Origin of the sequence: Chryseobacterium sp. YR221 (assembly GCF_900176315.1) — a bacterium.
GTDB classification, from domain to species: Bacteria; Bacteroidota; Bacteroidia; order Flavobacteriales; family Weeksellaceae; genus Chryseobacterium; species Chryseobacterium rhizosphaerae.
Genome location: NZ_FWXM01000006.1, coordinates 139407 through 163211, shown reverse-complemented (window position 1 = coordinate 163211; position 23805 = coordinate 139407). Strand labels below are relative to the sequence as shown.

22 protein-coding genes are annotated in these 23805 nt (G+C 36.2%); 12 read left to right on the top strand and 10 right to left on the bottom strand.

All coding sequences use genetic code 11. The features are described 5' to 3' along the window. Positions 1-18: 18 nt before the first annotated feature. The gene (locus B8967_RS17830) at positions 19-1236 is read right to left on the bottom strand and encodes a PQQ-dependent sugar dehydrogenase (RefSeq protein ID WP_084086943.1); all 1218 of its coding nucleotides are present in this window, start codon (positions 1234-1236) and stop codon (positions 19-21) included. A 105-nt stretch (positions 1237-1341) separates the two neighbouring features. Between B8967_RS17830 and B8967_RS17825 the strand changes: the two genes are divergently transcribed. From B8967_RS17825 to uvrB, 3 genes are all read left to right on the top strand, one after another. After that, positions 1342-1713 (top strand): BlaI/MecI/CopY family transcriptional regulator, encoded by a 372-nt coding sequence (locus tag B8967_RS17825; RefSeq protein WP_047489637.1) that lies wholly within the window; start codon positions 1342-1344, stop codon positions 1711-1713. Positions 1714-1717: 4 nt separating this feature from the next. Further along, a complete protein-coding gene (locus B8967_RS17820; protein ID WP_084086942.1) occupies positions 1718-3127 on the top strand; it encodes a M56 family metallopeptidase in 1410 nt (469 codons plus the stop codon). Positions 3128-3351: 224 nt separating this feature from the next. Then, positions 3352-5343 (top strand): excinuclease ABC subunit UvrB, encoded by a 1992-nt coding sequence (uvrB, locus tag B8967_RS17815; RefSeq protein WP_047489643.1) that lies wholly within the window; start codon positions 3352-3354, stop codon positions 5341-5343. A gap of 85 nt (positions 5344-5428) precedes the next feature. Here uvrB and B8967_RS17810 read toward each other — a convergent pair whose 3' ends face one another. The 4 genes from B8967_RS17810 to B8967_RS17795 all read right to left on the bottom strand — a co-directional run bounded on the left by B8967_RS17810 (position 5429) and on the right by B8967_RS17795 (position 8300). Further along, positions 5429-5665 carry a DUF3820 family protein gene (locus B8967_RS17810; RefSeq protein ID WP_047489644.1) on the bottom strand — a complete coding sequence of 79 codons (237 nt, stop codon included), beginning with the start codon at positions 5663-5665 and terminating at the stop codon, positions 5429-5431. 11 nt (positions 5666-5676) lie between these two features. Further along, complete coding sequence (locus tag B8967_RS17805) at positions 5677-6756, bottom strand: AI-2E family transporter (protein ID WP_047489645.1); 1080 nt, start codon at positions 6754-6756, stop codon at positions 5677-5679. A 15-nt stretch (positions 6757-6771) separates the two neighbouring features. Beyond that, a complete protein-coding gene (locus B8967_RS17800) occupies positions 6772-7503 on the bottom strand; it encodes a hypothetical protein (RefSeq protein WP_047489646.1) in 732 nt (243 codons plus the stop codon). Between the two features lie 74 nt (positions 7504-7577). Further along, on the bottom strand, positions 7578-8300 hold the full coding sequence (locus B8967_RS17795) for a hypothetical protein (RefSeq protein ID WP_052188631.1): 723 nt from the start codon (positions 8298-8300) through the stop codon (positions 7578-7580). 47 nt (positions 8301-8347) lie between these two features. Here B8967_RS17795 and B8967_RS17790 point away from each other — a divergent pair, with 47 nt between their 5' ends. Both B8967_RS17790 and B8967_RS17785 read left to right on the top strand, forming a co-directional pair. Beyond that, the gene (locus B8967_RS17790; RefSeq protein ID WP_084086941.1) at positions 8348-9325 is read left to right on the top strand and encodes an aminodeoxychorismate synthase component I; all 978 of its coding nucleotides are present in this window, start codon (positions 8348-8350) and stop codon (positions 9323-9325) included. Then, a complete protein-coding gene (locus B8967_RS17785) occupies positions 9309-9935 on the top strand; it encodes an aminotransferase class IV (RefSeq protein WP_084086940.1) in 627 nt (208 codons plus the stop codon). Before B8967_RS17790 ends, B8967_RS17785 begins: the two co-directional genes overlap by 17 nt. Before the next feature lie 2 nt (positions 9936-9937). Here the strand turns inward: B8967_RS17785 and menD are convergent, their stop codons facing one another. After that, the gene (gene menD / locus B8967_RS17780) at positions 9938-11608 is read right to left on the bottom strand and encodes a 2-succinyl-5-enolpyruvyl-6-hydroxy-3-cyclohexene-1-carboxylic-acid synthase (protein WP_047489656.1); all 1671 of its coding nucleotides are present in this window, start codon (positions 11606-11608) and stop codon (positions 9938-9940) included. 84 nt (positions 11609-11692) lie between these two features. Here menD and B8967_RS17775 point away from each other — a divergent pair, with 84 nt between their 5' ends. The 3 genes from B8967_RS17775 to B8967_RS22575 all read left to right on the top strand — a co-directional run bounded on the left by B8967_RS17775 (position 11693) and on the right by B8967_RS22575 (position 13400). After that, complete coding sequence (locus tag B8967_RS17775) at positions 11693-12643, top strand: isopenicillin N synthase family dioxygenase (RefSeq protein ID WP_047489661.1); 951 nt, start codon at positions 11693-11695, stop codon at positions 12641-12643. 221 nt (positions 12644-12864) lie between these two features. Beyond that, positions 12865-13023 carry a bacteriocin-like protein gene (locus tag B8967_RS22580; protein WP_167449341.1) on the top strand — a complete coding sequence of 53 codons (159 nt, stop codon included), beginning with the start codon at positions 12865-12867 and terminating at the stop codon, positions 13021-13023. A gap of 206 nt (positions 13024-13229) precedes the next feature. Continuing rightward, positions 13230-13400 carry a bacteriocin-like protein gene (locus B8967_RS22575; protein WP_179140083.1) on the top strand — a complete coding sequence of 57 codons (171 nt, stop codon included), beginning with the start codon at positions 13230-13232 and terminating at the stop codon, positions 13398-13400. Between the two features lie 58 nt (positions 13401-13458). Here B8967_RS22575 and B8967_RS17770 read toward each other — a convergent pair whose 3' ends face one another. Continuing rightward, on the bottom strand, positions 13459-14505 hold the full coding sequence (locus tag B8967_RS17770; protein WP_084086939.1) for a PA0069 family radical SAM protein: 1047 nt from the start codon (positions 14503-14505) through the stop codon (positions 13459-13461). Positions 14506-14628: 123 nt separating this feature from the next. After that, positions 14629-14823, bottom strand: a complete 195-nt coding sequence (locus tag B8967_RS17765) for a hypothetical protein (protein WP_047489666.1) — start codon at positions 14821-14823, stop codon at positions 14629-14631. Between the two features lie 174 nt (positions 14824-14997). On the opposite strand from B8967_RS17765, the gene B8967_RS17760 reads away from it, so the two are divergent. After that, positions 14998-15348: a hypothetical protein gene (locus tag B8967_RS17760; RefSeq protein ID WP_047489668.1), complete on the top strand. Its 351-nt coding sequence runs from the start codon at positions 14998-15000 to the stop codon at positions 15346-15348. Positions 15349-15466: 118 nt separating this feature from the next. Here B8967_RS17760 and B8967_RS17755 read toward each other — a convergent pair whose 3' ends face one another. Beyond that, positions 15467-18127 (bottom strand): AsmA family protein, encoded by a 2661-nt coding sequence (locus B8967_RS17755; RefSeq protein WP_084086938.1) that lies wholly within the window; start codon positions 18125-18127, stop codon positions 15467-15469. A gap of 164 nt (positions 18128-18291) precedes the next feature. Continuing rightward, positions 18292-19083: a DUF2797 domain-containing protein gene (locus tag B8967_RS17750; protein WP_084086937.1), complete on the bottom strand. Its 792-nt coding sequence runs from the start codon at positions 19081-19083 to the stop codon at positions 18292-18294. A 97-nt stretch (positions 19084-19180) separates the two neighbouring features. Here B8967_RS17750 and B8967_RS17745 point away from each other — a divergent pair, with 97 nt between their 5' ends. The 3 genes from B8967_RS17745 to secA all read left to right on the top strand — a co-directional run bounded on the left by B8967_RS17745 (position 19181) and on the right by secA (position 23762). After that, positions 19181-20209, top strand: a complete 1029-nt coding sequence (locus B8967_RS17745) for a GDP-mannose 4,6-dehydratase (protein WP_084086936.1) — start codon at positions 19181-19183, stop codon at positions 20207-20209. Positions 20210-20344: 135 nt separating this feature from the next. After that, the gene (locus tag B8967_RS17740; protein WP_002662059.1) at positions 20345-20566 is read left to right on the top strand and encodes a DUF2795 domain-containing protein; all 222 of its coding nucleotides are present in this window, start codon (positions 20345-20347) and stop codon (positions 20564-20566) included. Between the two features lie 121 nt (positions 20567-20687). Beyond that, the gene (gene secA / locus B8967_RS17735) at positions 20688-23762 is read left to right on the top strand and encodes a preprotein translocase subunit SecA (RefSeq protein ID WP_047489685.1); all 3075 of its coding nucleotides are present in this window, start codon (positions 20688-20690) and stop codon (positions 23760-23762) included. Positions 23763-23805 lie beyond the last annotated feature (43 nt).

Sequence of the window (23805 nt, the reverse complement as noted above, 5' to 3'; positions counted from 1 at the left end):
GCTTCAGGAGTTTTTGTTTTATTTTTTTGAAATTTTATAGAGCTTTCCACTGTCTGTCACTCCGTATAGATTACCATCCATTCCATCCAAAACATCCCTGAACCGTTCTTTCTGATCTGCCAGAAGACGTTCTTCACCTACCACTTTATTATCTTTCATTACTATTCTGTTGATGTGTTCTCCACTCAGACATCCTATAAATAAATTTCCTTTCCATTCTTCAATATTTCCTGTATAAAAAGTGATCCCACTGGGAGAAATCACAGGGTCCCAATAATAAACCGGCTGTTCCGTACCTTCTCTCTGTGTAATTCCCTCCCCAACCTTTTGCCCGGAATACTCAATCCCATAAGTTACATCTCCCCAGCCATAATTTTTACCGGGCTGTATAAGGTTTATTTCATCTCCACCACGCGGCCCCATTTCAACATCCCATAATGTACCGTTCGGATCAATGGCCATTCCCTGAGGATTTCTGATACCAAACGCGTAAATTTCAGGTTTGTAGCCCTGTTTACCTATAAACGGATTTCCGGGAGCCGGTTTTCCATCTTTGGTAATTTTTAATATTTTCCCCAAATAATTATCTGTTTTTTGAGCATAAACCCTTGTCTCCCTATCTGACCTTTCACCCGTACTTACAAATAAAAATCCATCTTTATCGAATGCCAGTCTGCTTCCATAATGCTTATCCCCATCATAAGAAGGCTCTGCTCTGAAAATCACCCTAATATCAGAAACCGTTTTTAGATCTCCGGACAGCCTACCTTTTGCTACAGAGGTAAGATTTCCTTTTCCAAACGGTTCTGAAAAACTGAAATAAATGATATTATTGGTTTTAAAATCCGGATCAAGAGCAACATCCAGCATTCCTCCCTGTCCTTTTGAATCTACTTTCGGAAATCCTTCTACTTTAGAAACCTGCTTCCCGTCTTGTGAAACGACATTCATATAGCCTCTTTTATCTGTAATGAGAAATTTTCCGTCCGGCAGATTGATGATGCCCCATGGTCTTCCAAGGTCTTTATTTACCATTTCAACATGATAAGGAGTTGTTGTTTTTATGGCTTTAACCCTCGTCTGTCCTTTAAATGCAGGTTTATAGTCCGAATTGGGACTTTCCGTTTCTACACTGCCATCTGTTCCTACCTGCTGAGCATTCACATTAGCCTTCTTACACGAAGACAAAATAAAAAAAACACTAAGCAGTGGGATATAAAATTGATTGATTTTCATGATATTATGGATTAATTAATGAGAATGAATGGAAAAATAATGCCATAAAATTTGCACAGTAAAATTTTTATTCTACATTTGTAGAACAAATTACAACATTGTAGAATGAAAGAAATAAAACTAACTGATTCAGAAAAAGCTCTTATGGAAATTCTTTGGGAAAAAAAGAAGATTTTCATGAAAGATATTTTAGATTCTTATCCTGAACCCAAACCGGCTGCAACGACTGTTGCCACACTGCTGAAAAGAATGCAGAATAAAGATTTGGTAGGGTATACACTCTATGGAAATTCCCGTGAATACTATCCAAAAGTAGAGAAAGGGGAATATTTCAAGGAAGAAATGACTTCCATGATTGACCGTTTTTTCAACAGCTCGGTGACACAGTTTGCCTCTTTTTTTACTTCTAATGCCAAACTTAGCCAAAAACAGCTGAAAGAACTTCGTGAAATAATAGATCAACAGATAAAAGACTAGAAAAATGATTGCTATAGTTCTAAAAATAATGATTTGCTCTTCCCTATTGATCGCGATCTATTACTTGTTTTTGGAAAAAGAAAAAATGTACGGATTCAACAGGTTTTATTTACTGTTCTCCCTAGCGTTTTCTTATACAGTCCCTTTTATTTCAATTACAACAGCGCTTCCTAAACCAGAAAAAACAGCTTCGCTGACGTTTGAAGAAACGGCACAGCAGATCATTCTGACACCATCCGGGGAAAGCTCTTTTGACGGGATGACTATCGCATGGATCCTTTATGGAGTCATCACTGCTTTTCTACTGGTCAGAAGTATTCTGGCTATCCGGGCCATAAAAAAAATAAAAGGAAAAAGAATCACGTATTTGAATTACCATATTGTATCTACTGAAAAAAGGATTTCTCCATTCAGCTTCTGGAATACTATTTATTTAGGAGAAAACTATATCACCGGCAATATCATTGATTCAAGAATCTTTTTGCATGAAAAGAGTCATATCGATCAGAAACACAGTATTGACATTGCATGTATGGAAATAGTAAAAATATTCACCTGGTTTAATCCGGTTCTTTTCCTCTATAAAAAAGCAATGCTTACCAACCATGAATTTCTAGCAGATGAGGCTGTTTTAAAAAATAATTTCAATGTTAAAAGCTATCAGGCTTTAATTTTAGATGAAATTATCAGCAGTCAAAATCCAGCATTGACCCATTCTTTTAATTTTAACAACACCAAAAAACGTTTTATTATGATGACCACTAAAAAATCTAAACTGATTCTATTTAAAAAGGCTGCAAGTATACCTGTTTTTATGGCCGCTTTTATGGTATTCACATCAAAAACCTATGCCAATAGTCCTATTGGAGCAAATACAGAGCCCCAACAGCTACAACCCTCAAAAAATGTCCTGCCACAGCATATAGATAAAGCCATATATTCTTCTGATGAAGGTGTTAAAAATGAGAAACCACTTCCAGTAACAGAACTTCAAAAGGAAAGTTTCAAACCCAAAGCAGACACCTTATCACCCAAAAAGAAAACTGTAGCAGAAAGCAACGAGGATAAAAACACACTAACCGAGAAAACTTCAAATTCCAATGATCATAATGTAGAGCCGCAATACCCTGGAGGACATCAGGCCCTTCGCGCAAAAGTAGTCAACACTATGGATATAAGTAAAATGGAAACGTTAAAAGGAGTCATTAAGTCAGTTGCTTATATTTACATTGATGAAAATGGAAAAACCACCAAAGTAACCACTTCAGGCGATAATGAAATGTTTAACAATGAGCTTTTTAAAGCTGTCACCACCATAGGTAATGAAGTAACCTGGACGCCCGGCACTCAAAATGGAAAAGCCATAGCAGCAGTAGTGAAACTCCCTGCCACGCTCTCTTTTTCAAAACCATAACATACAAGCGCTATATATTTAGCGCTTTTTTTGGGGAAATACTTAAGGTGGGACAAGCTGGTCAGAAACTCAGAAAGCATCTTTTATTCATAAGCATACTCTCAAATAAGAAAAGAAACGAAAGATCACCAATAAGTTAAAATTTTACAATCAAGACATTCGTCTTCAAAACTTTATCCTGTCTAATAATTTCTTTCGTATTTTTGTTGTATACATTCTTTTCTATGGATTTTAAGCTTCAATCAGAATATAAACCTACCGGAGATCAGCCACAGGCTATCGAAAAACTTACCGAGGGAATCAATATCGGTGAGAAATACCAAACTCTCCTTGGGGTAACGGGCTCAGGAAAAACCTTTACAGTAGCCAATCTGGTACAAAATGTACAAAGACCTACTTTAGTACTGGCTCACAATAAAACGCTGGCCGCCCAGCTTTTCATGGAATTTAAAGAATTCTTTCCTGAAAATGCTGTTGAATATTTTGTCAGTTACTATGACTACTATCAGCCGGAAGCGTATATTGCTACTACGGGAACGTATATTGAAAAAGACCTGAGTATTAATGAGGAAGTTGAAAAATTACGTCTTTCTGCTACCGCCAGCCTGCTTTCCGGGAGAAGAGATGTTTTGATTGTAGCATCCGTTTCCTGTATTTACGGTATTGGAAATCCCACAGAATTTCACAAATCATTAATTTCCATAGCAATTGGTGAAAAAGTAACCCGAACTGCCCTTTTACATTCTTTGGTAAGTGCATTATATGCCAGAACCTTAAATGAATTCCAAAGAGGAACATTCCGCGTGAAAGGCGATGTCATAGATGTCTTTCCTGCTTATGCCGACAATGCACTTAGAATACAGTTCTTTGGTGATGAAATTGAAAAAATCCAGAGTTTTGATCCTGTAACCGGAAATGTAGATTCCAATTTTGAACAGATTCAGATCTATCCTGCCAACCTTTTTGTGACTTCTAAAGAAACATTAAACGGAGCGATCAAGGATATCCAGGATGATATGGTAAAACAGGTAGACTTTTTCAGTTCTATCGGAAAACCTTTGGAAGCTAAGAGACTACAGGAAAGAACCGAACTGGATCTTGAAATGATTAAAGAACTTGGCTATTGCTCAGGAATCGAAAATTACTCAAGATATCTGGACGGCAGGCTTCCGGGAACAAGACCTTTCTGCCTGATTGATTATTTTCCAAAAGACTTTTTAATGGTTATTGATGAAAGCCACGTTACTGTACCACAGGTTCATGCCATGTATGGAGGTGACCGCAGCAGAAAAGAATCATTAGTAGAATACGGCTTCAGATTACCTGCAGCAATGGATAACAGGCCGTTGAAGTTTGAGGAATTTGAAGCGATACAAAATCAGGTGGTTTATGTTTCTGCGACTCCTGCAGACTATGAATTAGAAAAGACCGGAGGAGCCTATATTGAACAGATCATCCGTCCCACAGGACTTCTTGACCCTATTATTGAAGTAAGACCCAGCCTCAATCAGATTGATGATTTAATGGAAGAAATCCAGAAAAGAGCTGATGCTGATGAAAGAGTACTGGTGACAACGCTCACCAAGAAAATGGCAGAGGAGCTCACTAAATACTTTGTGAAATTTGGAATCAGAACAAGATATATCCACTCTGACGTTGAGACCCTGGAGCGTATCCAGATTATGCAGGATCTGCGTTTAGGCCTTTTTGATGTTTTGATTGGTGTCAATCTATTGAGAGAAGGTTTAGATCTACCCGAGGTTTCATTGGTCGCTATTCTTGATGCCGACAAAGAAGGGATGTTGAGAAGCCGAAGATCAATGATACAAACGGTAGGACGTGCCGCAAGAAATATTAATGGAAAAGCCATTATGTATGCTGACAAAATCACCAAATCCATGCAGGCTACTTTGGATGAAACCGAATACCGCCGCGCAAAACAGATGCAGTATAATGATGACCATGGACTTAAGCCAACAGCCTTAAACAAAAAAATATCTGAAAATCTTGTAGGAAGAAGCAAAGACTTCCCAGACGAAAAATATACCCAGAAAGAAATTCTGCAGAAAGTAGCCGAAGTAAAAGCCAGCTATGCAGGGGAAGATATAGAAAAAATGATCGGTCAGAAACAAAAAGAAATGGAAGCAGCAGCTAAAAACCTTGACTTTATCAAGGCTGCCAAATTGAGGGATGAGATTGCAGCTTTAAAAAGCTAATTAGCCTGAATCGGACAATATTTATATAAAAACTTACGGCGGCATCTCTGATGCCGCCGTAAGTTTATCTTATGATCTGCGTGTATTATCTTCCATTTCTCACCGCTGCCCTGATTGGAATCAAAAGATCCGTCAATCCATTCAGTTTGATTTCATAAACGGTTGAGAGCTGCATTCCCAGTTTTCCTTTAGGCATTCCGGTCCTGTTAAACCATTCAAGATAGCTTATCGGAAGATCAGCGAGAATGGTCCCTTCATATTTTCCGAAAGGCATTTTTACTACACAGATTTCTTTTAGTATTTCTGAATTTACTCCTTCCAAATTTTCACTTATTAAATTAATTTATTCTCTTTTATTCCCTGATCAGGTATTTCCAGATCCGGAGGTGTATCTTCGTCCGAAAATTCATTTCTATATACCTGAACCAGAAGTAAGGTAAGCGAGATCAGAATGGGTCCAAAAATAAGCCCCATAAAGCCAAAAAGATTCATTCCCATAATAATTCCAAATACGGTATTTAAAGGATGAATGTTTTCCAGTTTTTTCAAAAGGGTAAAGCGAAGAAGGTTATCTGTAAGCCCTACCACTACTACGCAGTAAATAGCCAACCCAAGTCCCTGTGCCGTATTTCCTTCAGCAATCATAAAGATACACACCGGAACATACACTATAGCCGTTCCCACTACGGGAATTACTGAGGCGGCAGCTGTCAGGGCAAAAAGCAAGACAGCACCCGGTGCACCAAATATAAGATATCCAATCAGCGAAACAATCCCCTGTCCTATAGCCACTACAGGAATACCAATAGCATTGGCCATAATCAGCTTGCGCATTTTCTCGCCTATTAAAGATATATTAGCTCTTTTTAAAGGGGCTGAAGAGGTAAGAATTTTTTCAAATAACCTGGGCTTCTCCAACATGAAGTACAGGATAAAATACATGGACATTACTACTGTCAGGGTATTAAACGTCCCGCTAAGTGCAGAAGTTGAAACTTTTCCAACAGAATTCTTCAGCTTGTTCATATTATCCTGGCTAAGAATATCAAAGTTGGTTTTTGAGTAAATATATGAGTGTATTTTATCTAAAAACACGTTGAATTTAGCCATATAAGCCTGTGCATTTCCCAATTTATCTATAATCAGGTCTGCAATAAAATAGATGGGTAAAATCAGAATAATAAGACTGGCAAACATCAATGCAAATGCGGCAAGTGAAGGCTTCCATTTTTTCTCTTCCTGTAGGTAAAAGTTATATTTTCTGCAAACGACATAAATCGTAATAGCACCTAAAACAGAAGGTATAAATAATGCAAGATTGAAACAGATCAAGCCTGCCAGCACCACAATGATCACCAGTAAGAAGACCTGCTTTATAGCAACACCGCTTATTTGTTTGTCTTTATTTATCATTAATTACTCCTGTTTTTATTGCTGCTTATACATGATTTGTCTCGGTTTTCCAAGGAATGCACAATACGCAGAGTACATCACAACCATCATAAATGGAGCCGTCAAAATAATTCCAATTCCACAAAGAAGAATCCCTGCAAAAGAAATAATCCCTCCTAAAAGTGTTACCAATAGGAAAACAGCATAATTCTCTTTTGCGATATTGAAAGACTTTCCTAAAGCCTCAGTAGCTGATGCATTCTCAAATAATAAAATTGGATATCCTAGTAAAAGAAACGGATAAACAAAAATAAGCGGAAAGAAACATAATGCTGCTGCAACAGAAGAAATAATTCCTGACAGAATACTGTAAATCAATATATTTACAAAATTCTGACGATATCCTATAAACAGATCTGAAAACTCAATCTGGCTTTTAGTATTGAATTTATTAACAATGTAGATTAGCCCCACATATAAAGGAGCTAATAAAATACCAAAAATACCGGAGAATGTCATATACATCGGAAGGCCGGGAGCATTCCAGTAACTGAAGTCACCTCCTGAACTTCTCATTTCTTCCATCATGGAAGCAGAATTAAATCCTGTAAGTGTTTGTATGATGTATCCTCCGACAAGATAAATTATCATCGCGACAATTCCATAGCCGAAAACACCCTTATACATTTCAAATGCATGTGAAATTATTGATCCTGTATCCCTATTCGGTACAGAGCCTTGTTGATCAAATTCGTTAAATTCAGACATAGTTTAATATTTTAATGGTTTTTACCAAATTTAACTTTTTTTGATAAAAAAACCACATTAAACTCTATTGAAATTTACTTTTGCTCAGAAAAAGCTGTTTTATAAAGAGAATAAATCATTGCATTCCAAAAAGGAAAAGTAAAAAGACCTCCTACAAAAAACAAAGTGAATCCGATGTATTTGAAAAGAACAGCCACTATAGCACATACGAATATCTCAAGAAAATACATTCTCAGTGCTTTAAGATTTAAAGAAATCGCTTCAAAAATCCTTTTATCGGTAAAGAACATTATCGGGGCTACAAACAGCGTAATAAGCACCCAGATGATTCCCAAAATAATGGTCTGAAAAGTATAGGCAAATACAAAGAACCAAAAAATATAATATCCTATATATTTAAAAAAATTAATGCCGTTATATCCAACAAGCAAATCCTTTAATTCCGGTTTTTCATTAAGATCAAGCTTTCTGTAAATCTGATAAAACCCTAGATTCAGGGGATAGAGAAAAATAGTAGTTCCTATGATAGCCCACGAAAATTTTTGAAATCCATCATTGGACATCATTTTTGCCAACTGTGCGGAATATATCTCCATTCCGTCTTTTGCATACTTCGCAGCCTCTGCATATTGGCTTAGAATAGCATATCTTGAATCAAAGAAAAAAAGTACCGAAAGGAAAATCCCAAAATAAAAGATCGAAAACATCAGCTGAAATAAAAGAGTTTTATTCCAATAAAAAAAAGCCTGCTTCAATATAAAATCTAGTCCCGGTTTCTGAGGATATTTATTCTGCATCATAAAAATTTTATGCAAAAGTAAACATCAATAAGTATTTTTGCCGAATGTTTTCAGTGAATCATCAAAAATTTCTAGAAATGGATGAGCTTTCTCTTCAGAAAGTTCCTTATTTTTTCGTTATCGACTTCCTGTCTCAGAATGTCGAAATATATAAAGAAGACGAAATAGAAAAATCAGGCTTACTTATTGATTTTCAACATTTTTCAACTATAAAAAACAAACAGGAATTACCCAAGAAAATTGAATGGAAATCATTTCCTGAAACACAGGAAAGCTTTAAAATAGGCTTTGAAAAAGTTCAAAAAAATATTCGTCTGGGAAATTCTTATTTGGTAAATTACACCAGAAAAACTAAAATCCAGACCAATTTAAGCCTAAAAGAAATTTTTTATCACTCAAATGCAAAGTATAAAGTTTTTTATAAAGATTTTTTTGTATTTTTTTCTCCAGAAACTTTTGTCAAGATTATTGATGGTAAAATTTTGACCTTTCCCATGAAAGGCACTATTGATGCTTCTGTAGAAAACGCCGCAGAAATTTTAAAAAATGATAAAAAGGAGAAGGCAGAACACTATACTGTGGTGGATCTTCTCCGTAATGATCTGAGCATGGTGGCAGATGATGTGAAGGTAGATCAGTTTCAGCATATTGATTTTATTAAAACTCAGCAGAAAGACCTGTACGCCATGAGTTCTGAAATTTCAGGAACCTTAAAACCTGAATTTAATGGAAAGCTGGGAAGTGTAATGCAAAAATTGCTTCCTGCAGGATCAATTCTGGGTGCTCCAAAACCCAAAACCCTGGAAATCATTCTGGAAGCAGAAGGATATGACAGAGGATATTATACGGGAGTTTGCGGCTGGTTTGACGGCGAAAATGTTGACAGTTGTGTGATGATACGCTTTATTGAAAAAGAAGGAGAGCAACTTTACTTCAAAAGCGGAGGCGGTATCACACACATGAGTAAATTAGAAGACGAATATCAGGAAATGAAAAACAAAATTTATGTCCCAATTCATTGAAAGTATTAAAGTAGAAGATCAGGAAATTTTTCTATCGGACCTACATCAAAAGCGTGTTAATCAAACTTTTTCCCACTTTGGGAAAGAAGACCCTATTGACCTGGTCAAAATTTACAAAAATCTCCATCATGATGAAGACGGCTTATTTAAGCTCAGGGTTTCTTATGATCTGGATAAAAGAATCCGGACTCAGATGATTCCGTATGCGATTCCTGAAATACATGATTTTCAGCTGGTAGAAAACAACAGCTTCGATTATTCTTTTAAGTTTGAAGACCGGAAAGAGCTTGATAAAATGAAGATGAAGTCTAAAGCTGAGGAAATCATTATCATTAAAAACAACCATATCACCGATACTTCTTTTTCCAATCTTTTATTTTTAAAAGGTAAGGAATGGTTTACCCCAAGCACCTACCTTTTAAACGGGGTACAAAGACAACATCTTTTAAAGCAGAAAAAAATCAAAGAAGCGGAAATCACTCTACAAAATATAAAGCAATTCACGCATTTCCAAATCATTAATGCTTTAAATGATTTCGATGATATGTTTATTTATCCTATTGACAGAATTATGAATCTGCCGGGAAATGAAGAATACCTGGATCTTTAATTTTATTTAAGAAAACTAAAATAGTCCTTCAATACATCTGCACTGTTTTTCCCGTGGGTATTTACTTCCAGGATTTTTGGCTGTGCATCCGGCTTAAAGAAATTCTCCAGCACACGGTCTAATGTCAGCTCATCTTCCACTCTGATATATGAGAATCCAAAATGTTTAGCTAAATATTCTGCATTTTTACGGTGCTTAGTCGCGATAAACTCATCCAAAGTATTGGGATTGGCATTTCCCGGACCCGGAATAATTTTAAAGATATTTCCTTCCCCGTTATTAAAGATCATAATTCTTACAAACGGTGGAATATATTGATTCCAAAGGCCATTGATATCATAGAAGAACCCTAAATCTCCGGTAATCAACAATGTAGGATTCTCATTTTTGATTGCAAAACCCATTGCTGTAGAGGTAGACCCATCAATGCCACTGGTTCCCCTGTTGCAATACATTTTCCTCTTACCAAAATCAAACAGCTGAGCATACCTGATGGCCGAAGAATTACTGAAATGAATATTATAATTCTCAGGAATTGACTGTGAAGCTTTATTGAAAAAGTAAAAATCAGAAAATCCAACAGTATTTAAAAACTGCTGATGCTTTGCATCTTTTTTATCTCTCAACACATCCCATAGGTTGAAGTAAGGTCTTGGTTCCAGATTAATGAAATTGAGCAGTTTTGAAAAGAAAACTTCAGGCTTAACTTCAATTTTTTCTGTCAGTGAGAAATAGGTATCCGGCTGCCACACTTCATCCAGGTGCCAATGCTGCTTTGGACGGGCACTTCTCAAAAACTGTTTTACTTTTTTAGAAACTACATTTTGTCCCACAGTAATCAATAGATCCGGAGCATAAGTCTTATAATCCTCTTCTGTAAAGTTAAAAATCAGACGGTCAATATGTCTGAAGAATTTTTCATGATGCAAATTCGAATTGGCTTCACTTAAAACCACTACCGAATGGTTTTTCACCAGCTGAGTCAATTGGTTTTCCAATTCAGGACTATAATCCCTGGTACCAACCAGCAACATGATCCTTTGAGAGGTATGCCATCCGGCAATCAGATGGGAAGGAATTTCATATTCTTTACGTCTGATTGTTTTTTCAACAGAAGGAAAAGCCGGAAGTTCTGAAACCAACTCATATAAAGGCTCTTCTAAAGGTATATTGATATGGACCGGACCTTGCTTTTCAAAACAAAGCTCGATGGCTTTTTTAATAATATCGAAATTAATATCTTCTGCATTTTCCTTACTGTCTTCCAAAAGCTGGAAATCACCGTAAGAATGCTGGTGAAAAACATCTTTCTGCCTGATTGTCTGTCCATCGAAAATATCAATAAAATCCGTTGGCCGGTCAGCAGTTAACACCAAAAGGGGAATATTCTGATAAAAAGCTTCTGTAACTGCCGGGTAATAATTGACTACTGCAGAACCGCTGGTACAGGTAATTGCTACCGGCTTTTTCTCACTCTTAGCCATTCCCATTGCTACAAATGCAGCACTCCTTTCATCTACAATACTGAAACAGTTGAAAACGTCCACTTCTGAAAAGTGAATTGCTAAGGGAGCATTTCGTGATCCCGGTGAGATGACAATGTCTGAAATTCCATACTGCTGAAGAAGATGTGCAAGTATCTGAATGCTTCTCTTAGAAGAATATTTTTTCATACAGCAAATTTAACTTATAAAAAATGATTTTAAAATCATTTAATTTAAAAAAAATGTAATTTTGCTGTTCGTAAATTTCTAAAAATGGATAAAATACCTAGTGTAGACCTGCGTGATTTCCTTTCGGGCAACCCGGAACGCAAACAGAAATTTGTAAATGAAATCGGAAAAGCTTATGAAGAAATTGGTTTTGTTGCCTTAAAAGGCCACTTTCTTGATGACAACCTGGTAGATGAATTGTATGGAGAGGTAAAAAACTTTTTTGAACAACCAGTGGAAACGAAACACAAGTATGAGATTCCAGGAATTGGTGGCCAAAGAGGGTATGTAGGATTCGGTAAAGAGACTGCTAAAGGTTTCAAAAGAGGAGACTTAAAAGAATTTTGGCATTTCGGACAATACCTGTCTGATGATTCAAAATACAAAACAGAGTATCCTGACAATGTCATCGTTGATGAACTTCCAAAATTCAATGAAGTAGGTAAAGAAGCATTCCAAATGCTTGAAAAAACAGGCCAGTATGTGCTAAGAGCTTTAGCAATTCACCTTGGTCTGGATGAATTTTATTTTGATGATAAAATTGCAGAAGGAAATTCTATTTTAAGACCTATTCATTATCCACCAATCACTGAAGAACCGGATGATGCAGTAAGAGCAGCAGCACACGGAGACATCAACCTTATTACGCTTTTAATGGGCGCTCAGGGTAAAGGTCTTCAGGTTCAGAACCACAACGGAGAATGGATTGATGCTATTGCAGAGCCAGATGAGTTGATGATCAATGTTGGAGATATGCTTTCAAGACATACCAACAACAAATTGAAGTCTACTATTCACAGAGTAGTAAATCCTCCAAGAGAATTATGGAGTACTTCAAGATATTCAATTCCTTTCTTTATGCACCCAATCAGTGCCATGTCTTTAAATGCACTTGAAAACTGCGTAGATGAAAACAATCCAAAATTGTATGAAGATACAACTGCGGGGGAATTTTTACATGAAAGACTGATCGAGCTGGGCTTGATTAAGAAATAATACTATAATAGTCAATAATTGATCTGTTTTTAATGTTATCTTTTGTATAACAGCAGATTAATTATTGACTATTTTTTTACGCTACTGCCTATTTTCCTTGTAAGCAATTCTCAATACTTAAGCCTTCCAACTATTTTTTATTTTTTTATATACCACATCGATATTAGTTAAAAATATTTTATATAAATTTACATTACTATCAAATTTTTAATTAAAACAGTATGAAAAATTTAAAAAAACTAAGAAAAGACCAATTGAAAAGCATTTCTGGAGCAGGAATCAAACTTCCAGAGCCTGAATTCTGTATGTATTACTGCAACGGCACCGTTATCTGTGCAGGATGTAGTGATGATTTCAAATGTCCGGATAATTCAATGTAAAATTGAAATTCAAAAACATTTATAAGATCCACCACTCTTTTCAGAGTGGTTTTTTATTTTCCGCACCTCCTTAACCCAACCCTATGGACCTATGAATTAAAGCTTTAACAATTTATCTATTAAGTCTGATTTGACGAAAAATAATTCCAGAATTGCTGAATTATCAGTATTTTGACTATCTTTAGTTACTTCAAACTAAAAATAATATGAAAAATCTAAAAAAACTGAGTAAAAACAGACTGAAAGCTATTTCCGGAGGAATAAGCTATCCTTTTCCCGGAGACTGCTTTTATGTATGTAGCGACGGAATAACGTATAAGGAATTATGCAGGGCTGAATTTATCTGTCCGGACGGTGAACAACCTGTTATCTATTAATAACAACTTCTTCCCCATAAAACCGTTCCTACTGGGAGCGGTTTTTTTGATACTAAAATTAATCAAACAACCGCAACTGCTGGTCTCTGCTTCCTGTAAAGTTTGCCGTAGAGAGTTTGGGAAACTCCTTTCCTTCAAAAAACTTCTTCCTGCCAATTTTAAAGGTATTATGAATCATCTCAGCAATATTTCCTTCTCCCCGCTGTCTTTCAAAATATCTTTTATCTCCCAGCTTTCCCCCGCGCATAGAACGGATCAAATTCAAAACTTTTTGGGCTCTATCCGGAAAATGAGCCTCAATCCAGTTGACAAAAACAGGTTCCACAGTATCATTTAAGCGGACCAGGGTATATCCGAATCCCGATGCACCTGCATCAGCAATTGATTTCAATATAGATAAGGGCTCATCACTGTTTAATCCGGGAATAATAGGAGCTACCATTACATGTACCGGGATTTTATGCTCTGAAAGAACTTCTATTGCTTTCAATTTATTAGGGGCAGAGCTCGTTCTGGGTTCCATTTTTCGTCTAAGCTCTTCATTGATTGTGGGAATACTTAATGAAACAGATACAAGGTTCTGCTCTGCCATGGGCTCTAAAATATCCAGATCTCTCAACACCAATGCATTTTTTGTCAGAATATTGACAGGATGTCTGTAGTCAAGACAAATTTGCAATAGTTTCCGGGTAATTCCAAATTGCCTTTCAGCAGGCTGGTAACAGTCTGTATTTCCGGACAGCAGAATCGGGGCAGCCTGGTATCCCCGTTTCTGGAAAAATTTCTCCAGTAATTCCGGAGCATTCTTCTTTACCATGATTTTTCTTTCAAAATCAATCCCTGCACTATATCCCCAATACTCATGAGTAGGTCTTGCAAAACAGTAAGAACAGCCATGCTCACAACCCTGATAAGGATTCATGGAATATTCCATAGGCAGATCCTCACTTTTAACCTGATTCACAATAGTTTTGGGGAAAACCTCCGTAAAAGAGGTCTTTACTGATTCGAAATCTTCATCTTCAGGCTCATAGGTATACCTGTCGAAACGGTTGATAACGTTTCGCTGCGCACCCTGACCTTTTTTGAAATTTTCGTTTTGCATTCTGATGTAAAATTAGAATGGAATTTTTATAAAATAATGAGTTTTAACACTAAAGTTTTCCACAAAGAAAATCCAACACTTTCAAAAGCGTTGGATTTAAACATAATTAAATATATTATTTTACTACTTCAGCGCGAATAATTCTACTCCATGATTTTCATCTTCCTGGTTTTTTTCATCAAAGTGTCTGTGATAATCTGAATAACTATCACTATATTTTTTATCTTTTTTCGTTAATATTTTTTTAATGCTTATAAAGCTTAATACTGCCAAAAGACCAACTCCTCCTGCCAGCAAAACTCCAACCTCTTTTTTCATATTTTCTTTGATTTATTGCTGTTACCATTGCAAAAAGTGTACCTATTTGAATTTTTCGAATTATAAATTTTGTTAACATTAAACTTTATTTTTAAGGAAATTATAATTCACTATTTTTCTTATATTTAGAAATGTAATGGTTTAATTATTGCACTAATTAATAAAAATGTTATTATGGAAAATCCTGAAAACTTCGACAGAATGACCACCTTAAGCCAAGTAATGAAAATACTTTCTGAAAGGGGAATACAGAGGGAATTCAGAATGAATGAAAATTGTGAAATGAAGTTTGAAAATTCTGATAAAATCTATCAGCCATCTGAATTAACCATCTTAAAAACATACCGTTTCGAGGGAGACAGTAACCCTGATGACAACGCTGTCCTTTACGTCCTAAAAGACAGTAGCGGAAACCGGGGAATGATCATTGATTCTTATGGAGCAGACAGCAATTATCCGGGAGAAGAATTTGACAAGTTTTTGAGAGATATTCCTGTTCTGGAAAGTGACGAATTTAATTTCTAAAGCCTATCGCTCCAAATATTGTTTTTTAAACCATTACCGCTATTTTGATTAAAAATAATTTTATTCCATCCTTGGGAATTCAGCTTTTATCATAGTGATATCGTAATGGTTTAAAAAATTATTCCGTTGCAGAACTATCCTTCTTTTTAAAGACGTTATGTAAGAAGCCTTTCTTTTTCTCACTTTGTGGTTTAGGATCCGGCTGTTTATCTTTGGAATCTTTGATTTTCTTTTTTATTTCTTTAACAGACTGCTTCACTTCCTTCACCGAAGAAACGGCATTCTTGACCGTTTTTTCCGTTTTTTCAACATTTTTACCTATCAGTGTTTTTTTCAACCCCAACTCAATCCCTTTCCAAAAGAGATTAAAAAACGACTTCGTAGGATCCCTTTCTACATTTTCTACCGTCACCGCTTCAGGGAAGCTTCCTGAATCAGATTTTAAGAAAACATTTGCTACAGCTGTCAGAAAGCCTTTCTTTTCATGATTATTTTTATTCAGAACAGCAATCTTCAGATCTTTATGCTTTAGATTGAATGTACCGTGTAATCCGGCAGGGTTTCCCTTAAAGCTAAAGAGCATTTCCTGGATGACTCCAGCCGTGGCTGTCACATGAAGATAAGGCCTTATAAACGGATTGATCCCACTTGCAGGAAGATTGGCCGTCCTACCTGATATTGTAAAAACATCATTTTGATCTGCAACATCAAAGTTCCAGTTTACAGAAAGCGGTGCCAGATTCATAAATGAGCAGTTGATTTTAATATCGACTTTGGTAGGTTTTCCTTTTGCTTTGGCAGAGTTCAGGTTTTTCACATTCATATTAAAATGACTGAATATCAGTTTCCCGGGGCCCATACTTTCGGGAGTATCTTCCTCATATACCAAAGCGGAGTTCTTCAGATCCAGATTGGCAATATTCATCGGAATTTTAATACTCCGCAGCATCTTTGAATATAAAGCTTTTACCTTAGGATCATCTTTTGGAATTTTACTCCTGAAAATATTGGCATCAGCAGACTGAATGGTCACGTGGGATGCATTGATAAATTTCTGATGAGAGAAAAGATCCCAACTGCCTTCAGCATCTACCTGTCCTGCTTTTAAATCATAAAGATCTCTTTCTACAGGAATCATTTTGATAAACTGGGCTCTCGAAATGAGAGGTTTCATCGCAAAATTATTAACCTGGATTTTATTCTTATTTAATTTCAAAAGCCCGAGACTGATATGGTAGAACTGCGTTTTATATGCCAAATTGCGCGTTGTCAGAAAATAGTCTTTAACATTCAAAGAAAGTCCCTGATTATTGGGTTTAGGAGCGATTTCAATACCATTCACCGTTGCGTTCAGATCATTAAAAGCTAGTGGCTGTTTTCCTTTATCATAAATAATATTGGAATTTTTCAAGGAAACTTTCCTTAGAATGACCGAATGAATAATTCCTGGATGGGGACTTTTAGGCTTTGCAGGATTATGCCCTCCCCTGATCGTTCCATTTACATTTTCTACCAGAGCATCTTTCAGGTCCAGCGCCAGTTTTCTGTCAATAAACTCAAGTTTGTTAATATTAAATGCAATATGCCGGATTGTTCCATCCATTATTGTCCGTTCACTCGCAGAAACTGCCGGGGTTAAAGTAACATTTCTGATTTCTCCACTTGTTGGCTTTAAGGCCACACTTTCTATTTTAATGTTCTGATGATCAGAATACACAATATCTTTTCCTGAAAATGTAAAATCCTTATATCCGAGAGGGATAACCTTTTCTGACGTTTCTTTACTGAATTTCAGCTGATTGATTTTCAAATTAAGATTTCCGGCAGACAGAAGATTATTTCCATCCGGCTTATTCACCTTAACCACTGCATTAGTAAGTTTTATATTTTCTAAATCAACTTCAAAATTTGATTTCTTCTCCGTTTTCTTAGCTTTTACACCTGTATTATACACTGTAAGAACAGGATTTTGGAAATCAGCATTGGCTAGAGAAACCTTATTTTTATTTAAAGCTATATCTTTAAAATCCATCCTGGGAATGGTAAATTCAAACAGGTTTGTTTTCCCGGGGTAAAACTTTTTGAACTGATCAAAAGACAAAAGCGGAATCAGTTTAAAGTCTTTTATTGACATCTGACCGTCTGTGGTATTAATAGAATCAATGGTAATGGCATATACTTCGCCTGGCCGAAGAAAGAATTTCTGCCCTTTAATACTATAACGGTCAAAAACCACAGGCAGTTTTCGCTCTACAGACTCTTCGGTCATCTGTAGGTTTTCTACAAACAGATTCAGATGCTGTACAGACAAAAATTTTTGTTTGGTAGGTTTGAAAATTGCTATAGTCCCGTCATTGATTCTGATATTTTCAAATAAAAACGGATTTCTTTTTTTACCTGTCTTTTGTTCAACAGGCTTTGCAAGGACCACATTCAGATTGGGTTTTGCCAACAGTAAATCTGTGGAGCTTATCTTTTTATTGAAAATGGCATCGTAAATGCCAAAACGACTTATTTTTAAAGTATCAATAGTTCCCTGTAGCCCTATAACATTAGTATTTTGTGGATTTTTACTATTTACAGAAATAGCGGTAGCTAAAATATTTCCTGTACTAAGATCTACATCAAGTGTTTTATAAGATACTTTATACTCTGTATTCTTTTTAATATAATCCGGAAGCTGGGTCTTAAGCCATAAGTTCAATCCGAAATTCGCAGCAAGAAGAATTCCTGCCAAAATTCCAAGACTAATTAATAACTTTTTAATCCATCTTTTCATATTGTGATTTTAGTTTAGCTTAAAGATAAGATTTATTGATATATCTTCTCTCTTTTTAAGAGTCCTATTGTTCAGAATAAGACCGCACCTATCTATAGATTAAGGAGCAGACAAAATTGATATTAAAAACCTTACCGGAAGAACCGATAAGGTTTTTTAGTGGTTTATATTCCCAGCTCAATTACATACCCTTCGTGTCCCCTTATATTTATAAAGTTACCTCCTTCAAATCCCAGGTACTGCCCTTTTATACCGGTAAGTTTTCCGGTAAATTCCGGCTTTTTATCCAAGGTAAACGAAGTCACTTTCTCCGGTTTTTCAAAAGGATAATCAAATCTCCAGAGATTTTCGCCTTCACTATAGAATTTTTGAAAATCTTCAGGGAAGTATTCTTTAATTTTCTCTCTGAAATCAGCAAGATCTATCTCATCTTCAAAATCATCCTGAAGCATTTTTCGCCAGTTGGTTTTGTCCGCCAGATGATCTTTTAAGGCAACCTCTATCATTCCCGCTTCATAACGGTTTTCTGTTCTTGCAATAGGTAAAGCAAAAGTAGCTCCCTGGTCAATCCATCTTGTCGGAATCTGTGTATTTCTTGTCACCCCTACTTTAACATCTCCGGTATAAGCAAGATATACGGTATGCGGCTGAAGCTGAATTTCTTTTTCAACGTCCAGATCGCGTTCCGCGACTCCCAAATGTGCCGTAGAAAGTTCAGGTCGGATAATAGTATCACTCGCATAAGGACTTTCAAAAAAACAATTTTTGCAGAATCCCATTCTATAAATCGCTTTATCCTTCCCACAGTTCACACATTGGAATCCGATATGTTTGATGCTTAATTCCTTTCCAAACAACTCATTCATATGGATCAGATCCCCTGAAAGATTGAGATAGTATTGGATTGGTTTTGCATCATAGCTTGTCATTTTTAAAATTTGCCCTTGAAACTGCATATTATATTTTATAGTTTATATTACTTTTTTAAGTAAATTTAATGATTATATTTTTCAAAAAGTAAAATTTATATTTTTGCGCTATAAAAAACCACAGATGATTTATCTTGTAACAGGAGGAAGCGGGTTTATCGGCTCTCATTTAATTGAACGATTATTAAGAAATGGACATTCTGTCATAAACATTGACAATTTTGATGATTTCTACAGTTATCATGTAAAAATCAAAAATACTTTAGAGTCTATTGGTATAATTTCTGATTTTGAGTTCTCTGACAAAGAGACAGATATTCAACATTTAATCAACCTCTCTCATTCTGACAAATATTCCCTTTACCATCAGGACATTAGAGACAAAAAAGGACTCGAAAATATTTTTAAAAATCATCAAATAGACATGGTGATCCATCTGGCAGCACTTGCCGGCGTTCGTCCTTCTATTGAAAGACCTCTGGAGTATGAGGAAGTCAATGTCAGAGGAAGTATGAACCTTTGGGAGCTATGTAAAGATTTCAATATCAAAAAATTTATTTGTGCATCCTCTTCAAGTGTTTACGGCAATAATGATAAAATTCCGTTTGCAGAAACAGACAATGTAGACAATCCTATATCACCTTACGCTGCCACAAAGAAATGTGGAGAAATTTTAGGCCATGTTTACCATGACCTTTATCAGATTGATATGATTCAGCTTAGGTTTTTTACAGTTTACGGACCAAGACAGAGACCGGACCTTGCCATACACAAGTTTACAAAACTTATTGTAGAGGGTCAGGAAATTCCTTTTTATGGGGACGGAAATACAGCAAGAGATTATACATATATTGACGATATTATTGACGGGATTACAAAGTCTGTTCTTTATCTGGAAAACCACTCTGATATCTATGAGATCATTAACCTGGGAGAAAACCAGGTAGTCACTTTATCTGAGATGGTGGCTACCATAGAAGAAGCATTGGGAATGACTGCCATGAAAAAAAATCTGCCAATGCAGCCGGGAGATGTCACAAAAACAAATGCAGATATTACCAAAGCAAGGGCTTTAATAGATTATCAGCCAAGCACAGACTTCCAAAATGGCATAAAAAAATTTGTGGAATGGTTTTTGAGAAAACGACATTAGTAAATTGCTGACATCACTGTAAGACGGTTTATGACAGGCAATCATCAAAAAAAATTATAAAAAGAATTGAAAATCAAGTATAAAAAAGCTTATTATATAACCTATTTTTATACTTTTGCAAAAAATTAGAAAATTATGTACTGGACATTAGAATTAGCCTCCTATCTAAGTGACGCACCTTGGCCAATGACAAAAGCAGAGCTTATTGACTATGCAATCAGAACTGGTGCACCTATGGAAGTAGTAGAAAACCTTCAGGCCATTGAGGACGAAGGAGAAATTTATGAATCTATCGAGGAAGTCTGGAGTGACTATCCTACGGATGAAGATTTCCTTTGGAACGAGGACGAATATTAATAAAGCGATAAGCTTTAGGCTGTGTGCTTAGAGCTTTTTTGCCCTTTTTATATAGTAACACGATAAGCGTGTCATTTAAAACGCTTAAGGCATCTTGTATTAAGCATAAAGCAAAAAATTTATGAGTTTTTTAAACAAAGTTCTTAAAGGGTTTTTGGGAGACAAAAAAGCGCAGGACCTAAAAGAAGTAAAAAAAGTTGTAACAAAAATCAAAGCTGTAGAACCTAATATCCAACAATTAACGGATGACGGGTTGAGACAAAAAACTGCTGAGTTTAAAGAGAATATAAAATCTGCAACCAGTAAAATTACAGCTCAAATAGAACAGATAAAAGAGCAGATAAAGAACTCAACAAATGTTGACGAGAAAGAAGCTCTTTTCTCAAAAATTGAGTCTTTAAAGAAAGAATCATACGAAATTGAAGAGAAAGTTCTTGCTCAGATCCTTCCGGAAGCTTTTGCATTGGTAAAAGAAACGGCAAGAAGATGGGCTCAGAATGGAGAAATCCGTGTAACAGCCAATGACTGGGATAGAGAATTAGCTGCCATGGGGAAAGATTTCGTAGAAATTCAGGGAGACACAGCTGTTTGGAAAAACTCATGGGATGCTGCCGGAACTCCAGTAGTTTGGGATATGGTCCACTATGATGTTCAGTTTATCGGAGGAATCATTCTTCACGGAGGTAAGATTGCCGAAATGGCTACCGGTGAAGGTAAAACTTTGGTAGGAACATTACCTATTTATTTAAATTCACTTCCTGAAAGAGGGGTTCACGTGGTAACCGTGAATGACTATCTTGCGAAAAGAGACTCCGCTTGGATGGGTCCTCTTTATCAGTTCCATGGAATGTCTATCGACTGTATAGACAACCACCAGCCGAACTCAGACGGAAGAAGAAAAGCATACAACTCAGATATTACCTATGGAACCAATAATGAATTCGGTTTCGATTATCTGAGAGATAATATGGTGGCTTCACCTTCAGAATTGGTACAAAGAGAACTTAACTTTGCTATCGTGGATGAGGTAGACTCTGTATTGGTAGATGATGCAAGAACACCATTGATTATTTCCGGACCTGTTCCACAAGGAGACAGACAGGAATTTGATGTTTTAAAGCCATCTATTGACAGAATTGTTGAAGTTCAAAAGAAAACGGTTTCTGCTATTTTTAATGAAGCAAAAAAATTAATTGCAGCAGGAAACACCAAAGAAGGAGGATTCAAATTGCTTCAGGCTTACAGAGGTCTTCCTAAAAATAGACAATTAATCAAATTCTTATCGGAAAGCGGGAACAGAGCATTGCTTCAAAAAGTGGAAGCACAGTATATGCAGGATAACAACCGTGACATGCCGATCGTAGATAAAGATCTTTACTTCGTTATTGAAGAGAAGAACAATCAGGTTGACCTTACAGACAAAGGTGTTGAATACATGTCTCAAGGGAACTCTGATGCCAACTTCTTCGTGCTTCCTGACATCGGGACTGAAATTGCTGAAGTAGAAGCTAAAAACTTATCTAAAGAAGAAGAGTTTGAAGCAAAAGAAAGACTTTTCTCTGACTTTGCTGAAAAATCAGAACGTGTACACACGATGAGCCAGCTGTTGAAAGCCTATACATTATTTGAGAAAGATGATGAATATGTGGTGATTGATGGAGAGGTAAAAATCGTTGACGAGCAGACAGGTCGTATCATGGAAGGACGTCGTTATTCAGACGGTCTTCACCAGGCCATTGAAGCAAAGGAAAATGTAAAAATTGAGGCAGCAACTCAAACTTTTGCAACGATTACACTTCAAAACTATTTCCGTATGTACAACAAACTTACGGGAATGACAGGTACTGCAGAAACAGAGGCGGGAGAGCTTTGGGAAATCTACAAATTAGATGTTGTGGTAATTCCTACCAACCGTCCTATCTTAAGAAATGACAAACAGGATTTAGTTTTCAAAACTAACAGAGAAAAATATAACGCTGTCATTGAAGAAATTGAAAAATTAACGGCAGCAAGAAGACCAGTACTGGTAGGTACAACTTCTGTTGAAATTTCTCAGTTACTTTCAAAAGCACTTCAGCTAAGAAAAATTCCACACCAGGTACTGAACGCGAAACTTCACAAAAAAGAAGCAGAGATCGTTGCAGGAGCAGGACAGCCGGGCGTTGTAACTATTGCAACCAACATGGCAGGTCGTGGTACGGATATCAAGCTTTCTAAAGAAGTAAAAGAAGCCGGAGGTTTAGCAATTATCGGTACTGAAAGACACGATTCAAGACGTGTTGACAGACAGTTAAGAGGTAGAGCGGGACGTCAGGGAGATCCTGGAAGCTCTCAGTTCTATGTATCTCTTGAAGATAACTTGATGCGTTTATTCGGATCAGAAAGAATTGCTAAAATGATGGACAGAATGGGTCATAAAGATGGTGAAGTCATTCAGCATTCTATGATCAGTAAATCTATCGAAAGAGCTCAGAAAAAAGTAGAAGAGAATAACTTCGGAACAAGAAAGAGACTTCTAGAATATGATGACGTAATGAACAAGCAGCGTGACGTAATCTATAAGAGAAGAAAGAATGCTCTATTCGGAGATCACTTGAAATATGACATCACTAATATGATTTTCGATGTTGCCAATTCTATCGTTACGAAAGGAAAAGCAAACGGAAGTTATAAAGATTTTGAATATGAAATTATCAAAACTTTCACTATGGAATCTCCTGTTTCTGAAAGCGAATTTGGTAACAAAAACATTCAGGATTTAACGAATATCTTATTCAAAGCTGCTCAGGAAGATTATCAGATGAAACTGAACCTATTGAAAGAAAAATCATTCCCTATTATTGAGAATGTATATCAAAATCAAGGTTCAATGTTTAAGATGATTCAGGTGCCTTTCACAGACGGTCATAAAACAATGACTATTGTAGCTGATCTTAAAGAAGCTTATGATACTCAGTGTGAGAGTCTGGTTACTGATTTCGAGAAGAACATTACCCTGTCTCTTATTGATGAAAACTGGAAACTTCACCTTCGTGAGATGGACGACTTAAGAAGATCTTCACAAGGAGCTGTTTACGAGCAGAAAGATCCACTTGTCATTTATAAGCAGGAGTCTTTCCACTTATTCAGTGAGATGATCGACAAATTAAACAAAGAAATTATTTCGTTCTTATACAAAGGAGAAATTCCAGCGTAAGAAATAATTCAGAATATTATAAAAAATCCGCTTCAGCATTGCC

Coding starts and splice junctions, on each gene's coding strand:
- B8967_RS17830 (WP_084086943.1), bottom strand. CDS start 1,236: ATGAAAATCAATCAATTTTATATCCCACTGCTTAGTGTTTTTTTTATT.
- B8967_RS17825 (WP_047489637.1), top strand. CDS start 1,342: ATGAAAGAAATAAAACTAACTGATTCAGAAAAAGCTCTTATGGAAATT.
- B8967_RS17820 (WP_084086942.1), top strand. CDS start 1,718: ATGATTGCTATAGTTCTAAAAATAATGATTTGCTCTTCCCTATTGATC.
- uvrB (WP_047489643.1), top strand. CDS start 3,352: ATGGATTTTAAGCTTCAATCAGAATATAAACCTACCGGAGATCAGCCA.
- B8967_RS17805 (WP_047489645.1), bottom strand. CDS start 6,756: ATGATAAATAAAGACAAACAAATAAGCGGTGTTGCTATAAAGCAGGTC.
- B8967_RS17800 (WP_047489646.1), bottom strand. CDS start 7,503: ATGTCTGAATTTAACGAATTTGATCAACAAGGCTCTGTACCGAATAGG.
- B8967_RS17795 (WP_052188631.1), bottom strand. CDS start 8,300: ATGCAGAATAAATATCCTCAGAAACCGGGACTAGATTTTATATTGAAG.
- B8967_RS17790 (WP_084086941.1), top strand. CDS start 8,348: ATGTTTTCAGTGAATCATCAAAAATTTCTAGAAATGGATGAGCTTTCT.
- B8967_RS17785 (WP_084086940.1), top strand. CDS start 9,309: ATGTCCCAATTCATTGAAAGTATTAAAGTAGAAGATCAGGAAATTTTT.
- menD (WP_047489656.1), bottom strand. CDS start 11,608: ATGAAAAAATATTCTTCTAAGAGAAGCATTCAGATACTTGCACATCTT.
- B8967_RS17775 (WP_047489661.1), top strand. CDS start 11,693: ATGGATAAAATACCTAGTGTAGACCTGCGTGATTTCCTTTCGGGCAAC.
- B8967_RS22580 (WP_167449341.1), top strand. CDS start 12,865: ATGAAAAATTTAAAAAAACTAAGAAAAGACCAATTGAAAAGCATTTCT.
- B8967_RS22575 (WP_179140083.1), top strand. CDS start 13,230: ATGAAAAATCTAAAAAAACTGAGTAAAAACAGACTGAAAGCTATTTCC.
- B8967_RS17770 (WP_084086939.1), bottom strand. CDS start 14,505: ATGCAAAACGAAAATTTCAAAAAAGGTCAGGGTGCGCAGCGAAACGTT.
- B8967_RS17765 (WP_047489666.1), bottom strand. CDS start 14,823: ATGAAAAAAGAGGTTGGAGTTTTGCTGGCAGGAGGAGTTGGTCTTTTG.
- B8967_RS17760 (WP_047489668.1), top strand. CDS start 14,998: ATGGAAAATCCTGAAAACTTCGACAGAATGACCACCTTAAGCCAAGTA.
- B8967_RS17755 (WP_084086938.1), bottom strand. CDS start 18,127: ATGAAAAGATGGATTAAAAAGTTATTAATTAGTCTTGGAATTTTGGCA.
- B8967_RS17750 (WP_084086937.1), bottom strand. CDS start 19,083: ATGCAGTTTCAAGGGCAAATTTTAAAAATGACAAGCTATGATGCAAAA.
- B8967_RS17745 (WP_084086936.1), top strand. CDS start 19,181: ATGATTTATCTTGTAACAGGAGGAAGCGGGTTTATCGGCTCTCATTTA.
- B8967_RS17740 (WP_002662059.1), top strand. CDS start 20,345: ATGTACTGGACATTAGAATTAGCCTCCTATCTAAGTGACGCACCTTGG.
- secA (WP_047489685.1), top strand. CDS start 20,688: ATGAGTTTTTTAAACAAAGTTCTTAAAGGGTTTTTGGGAGACAAAAAA.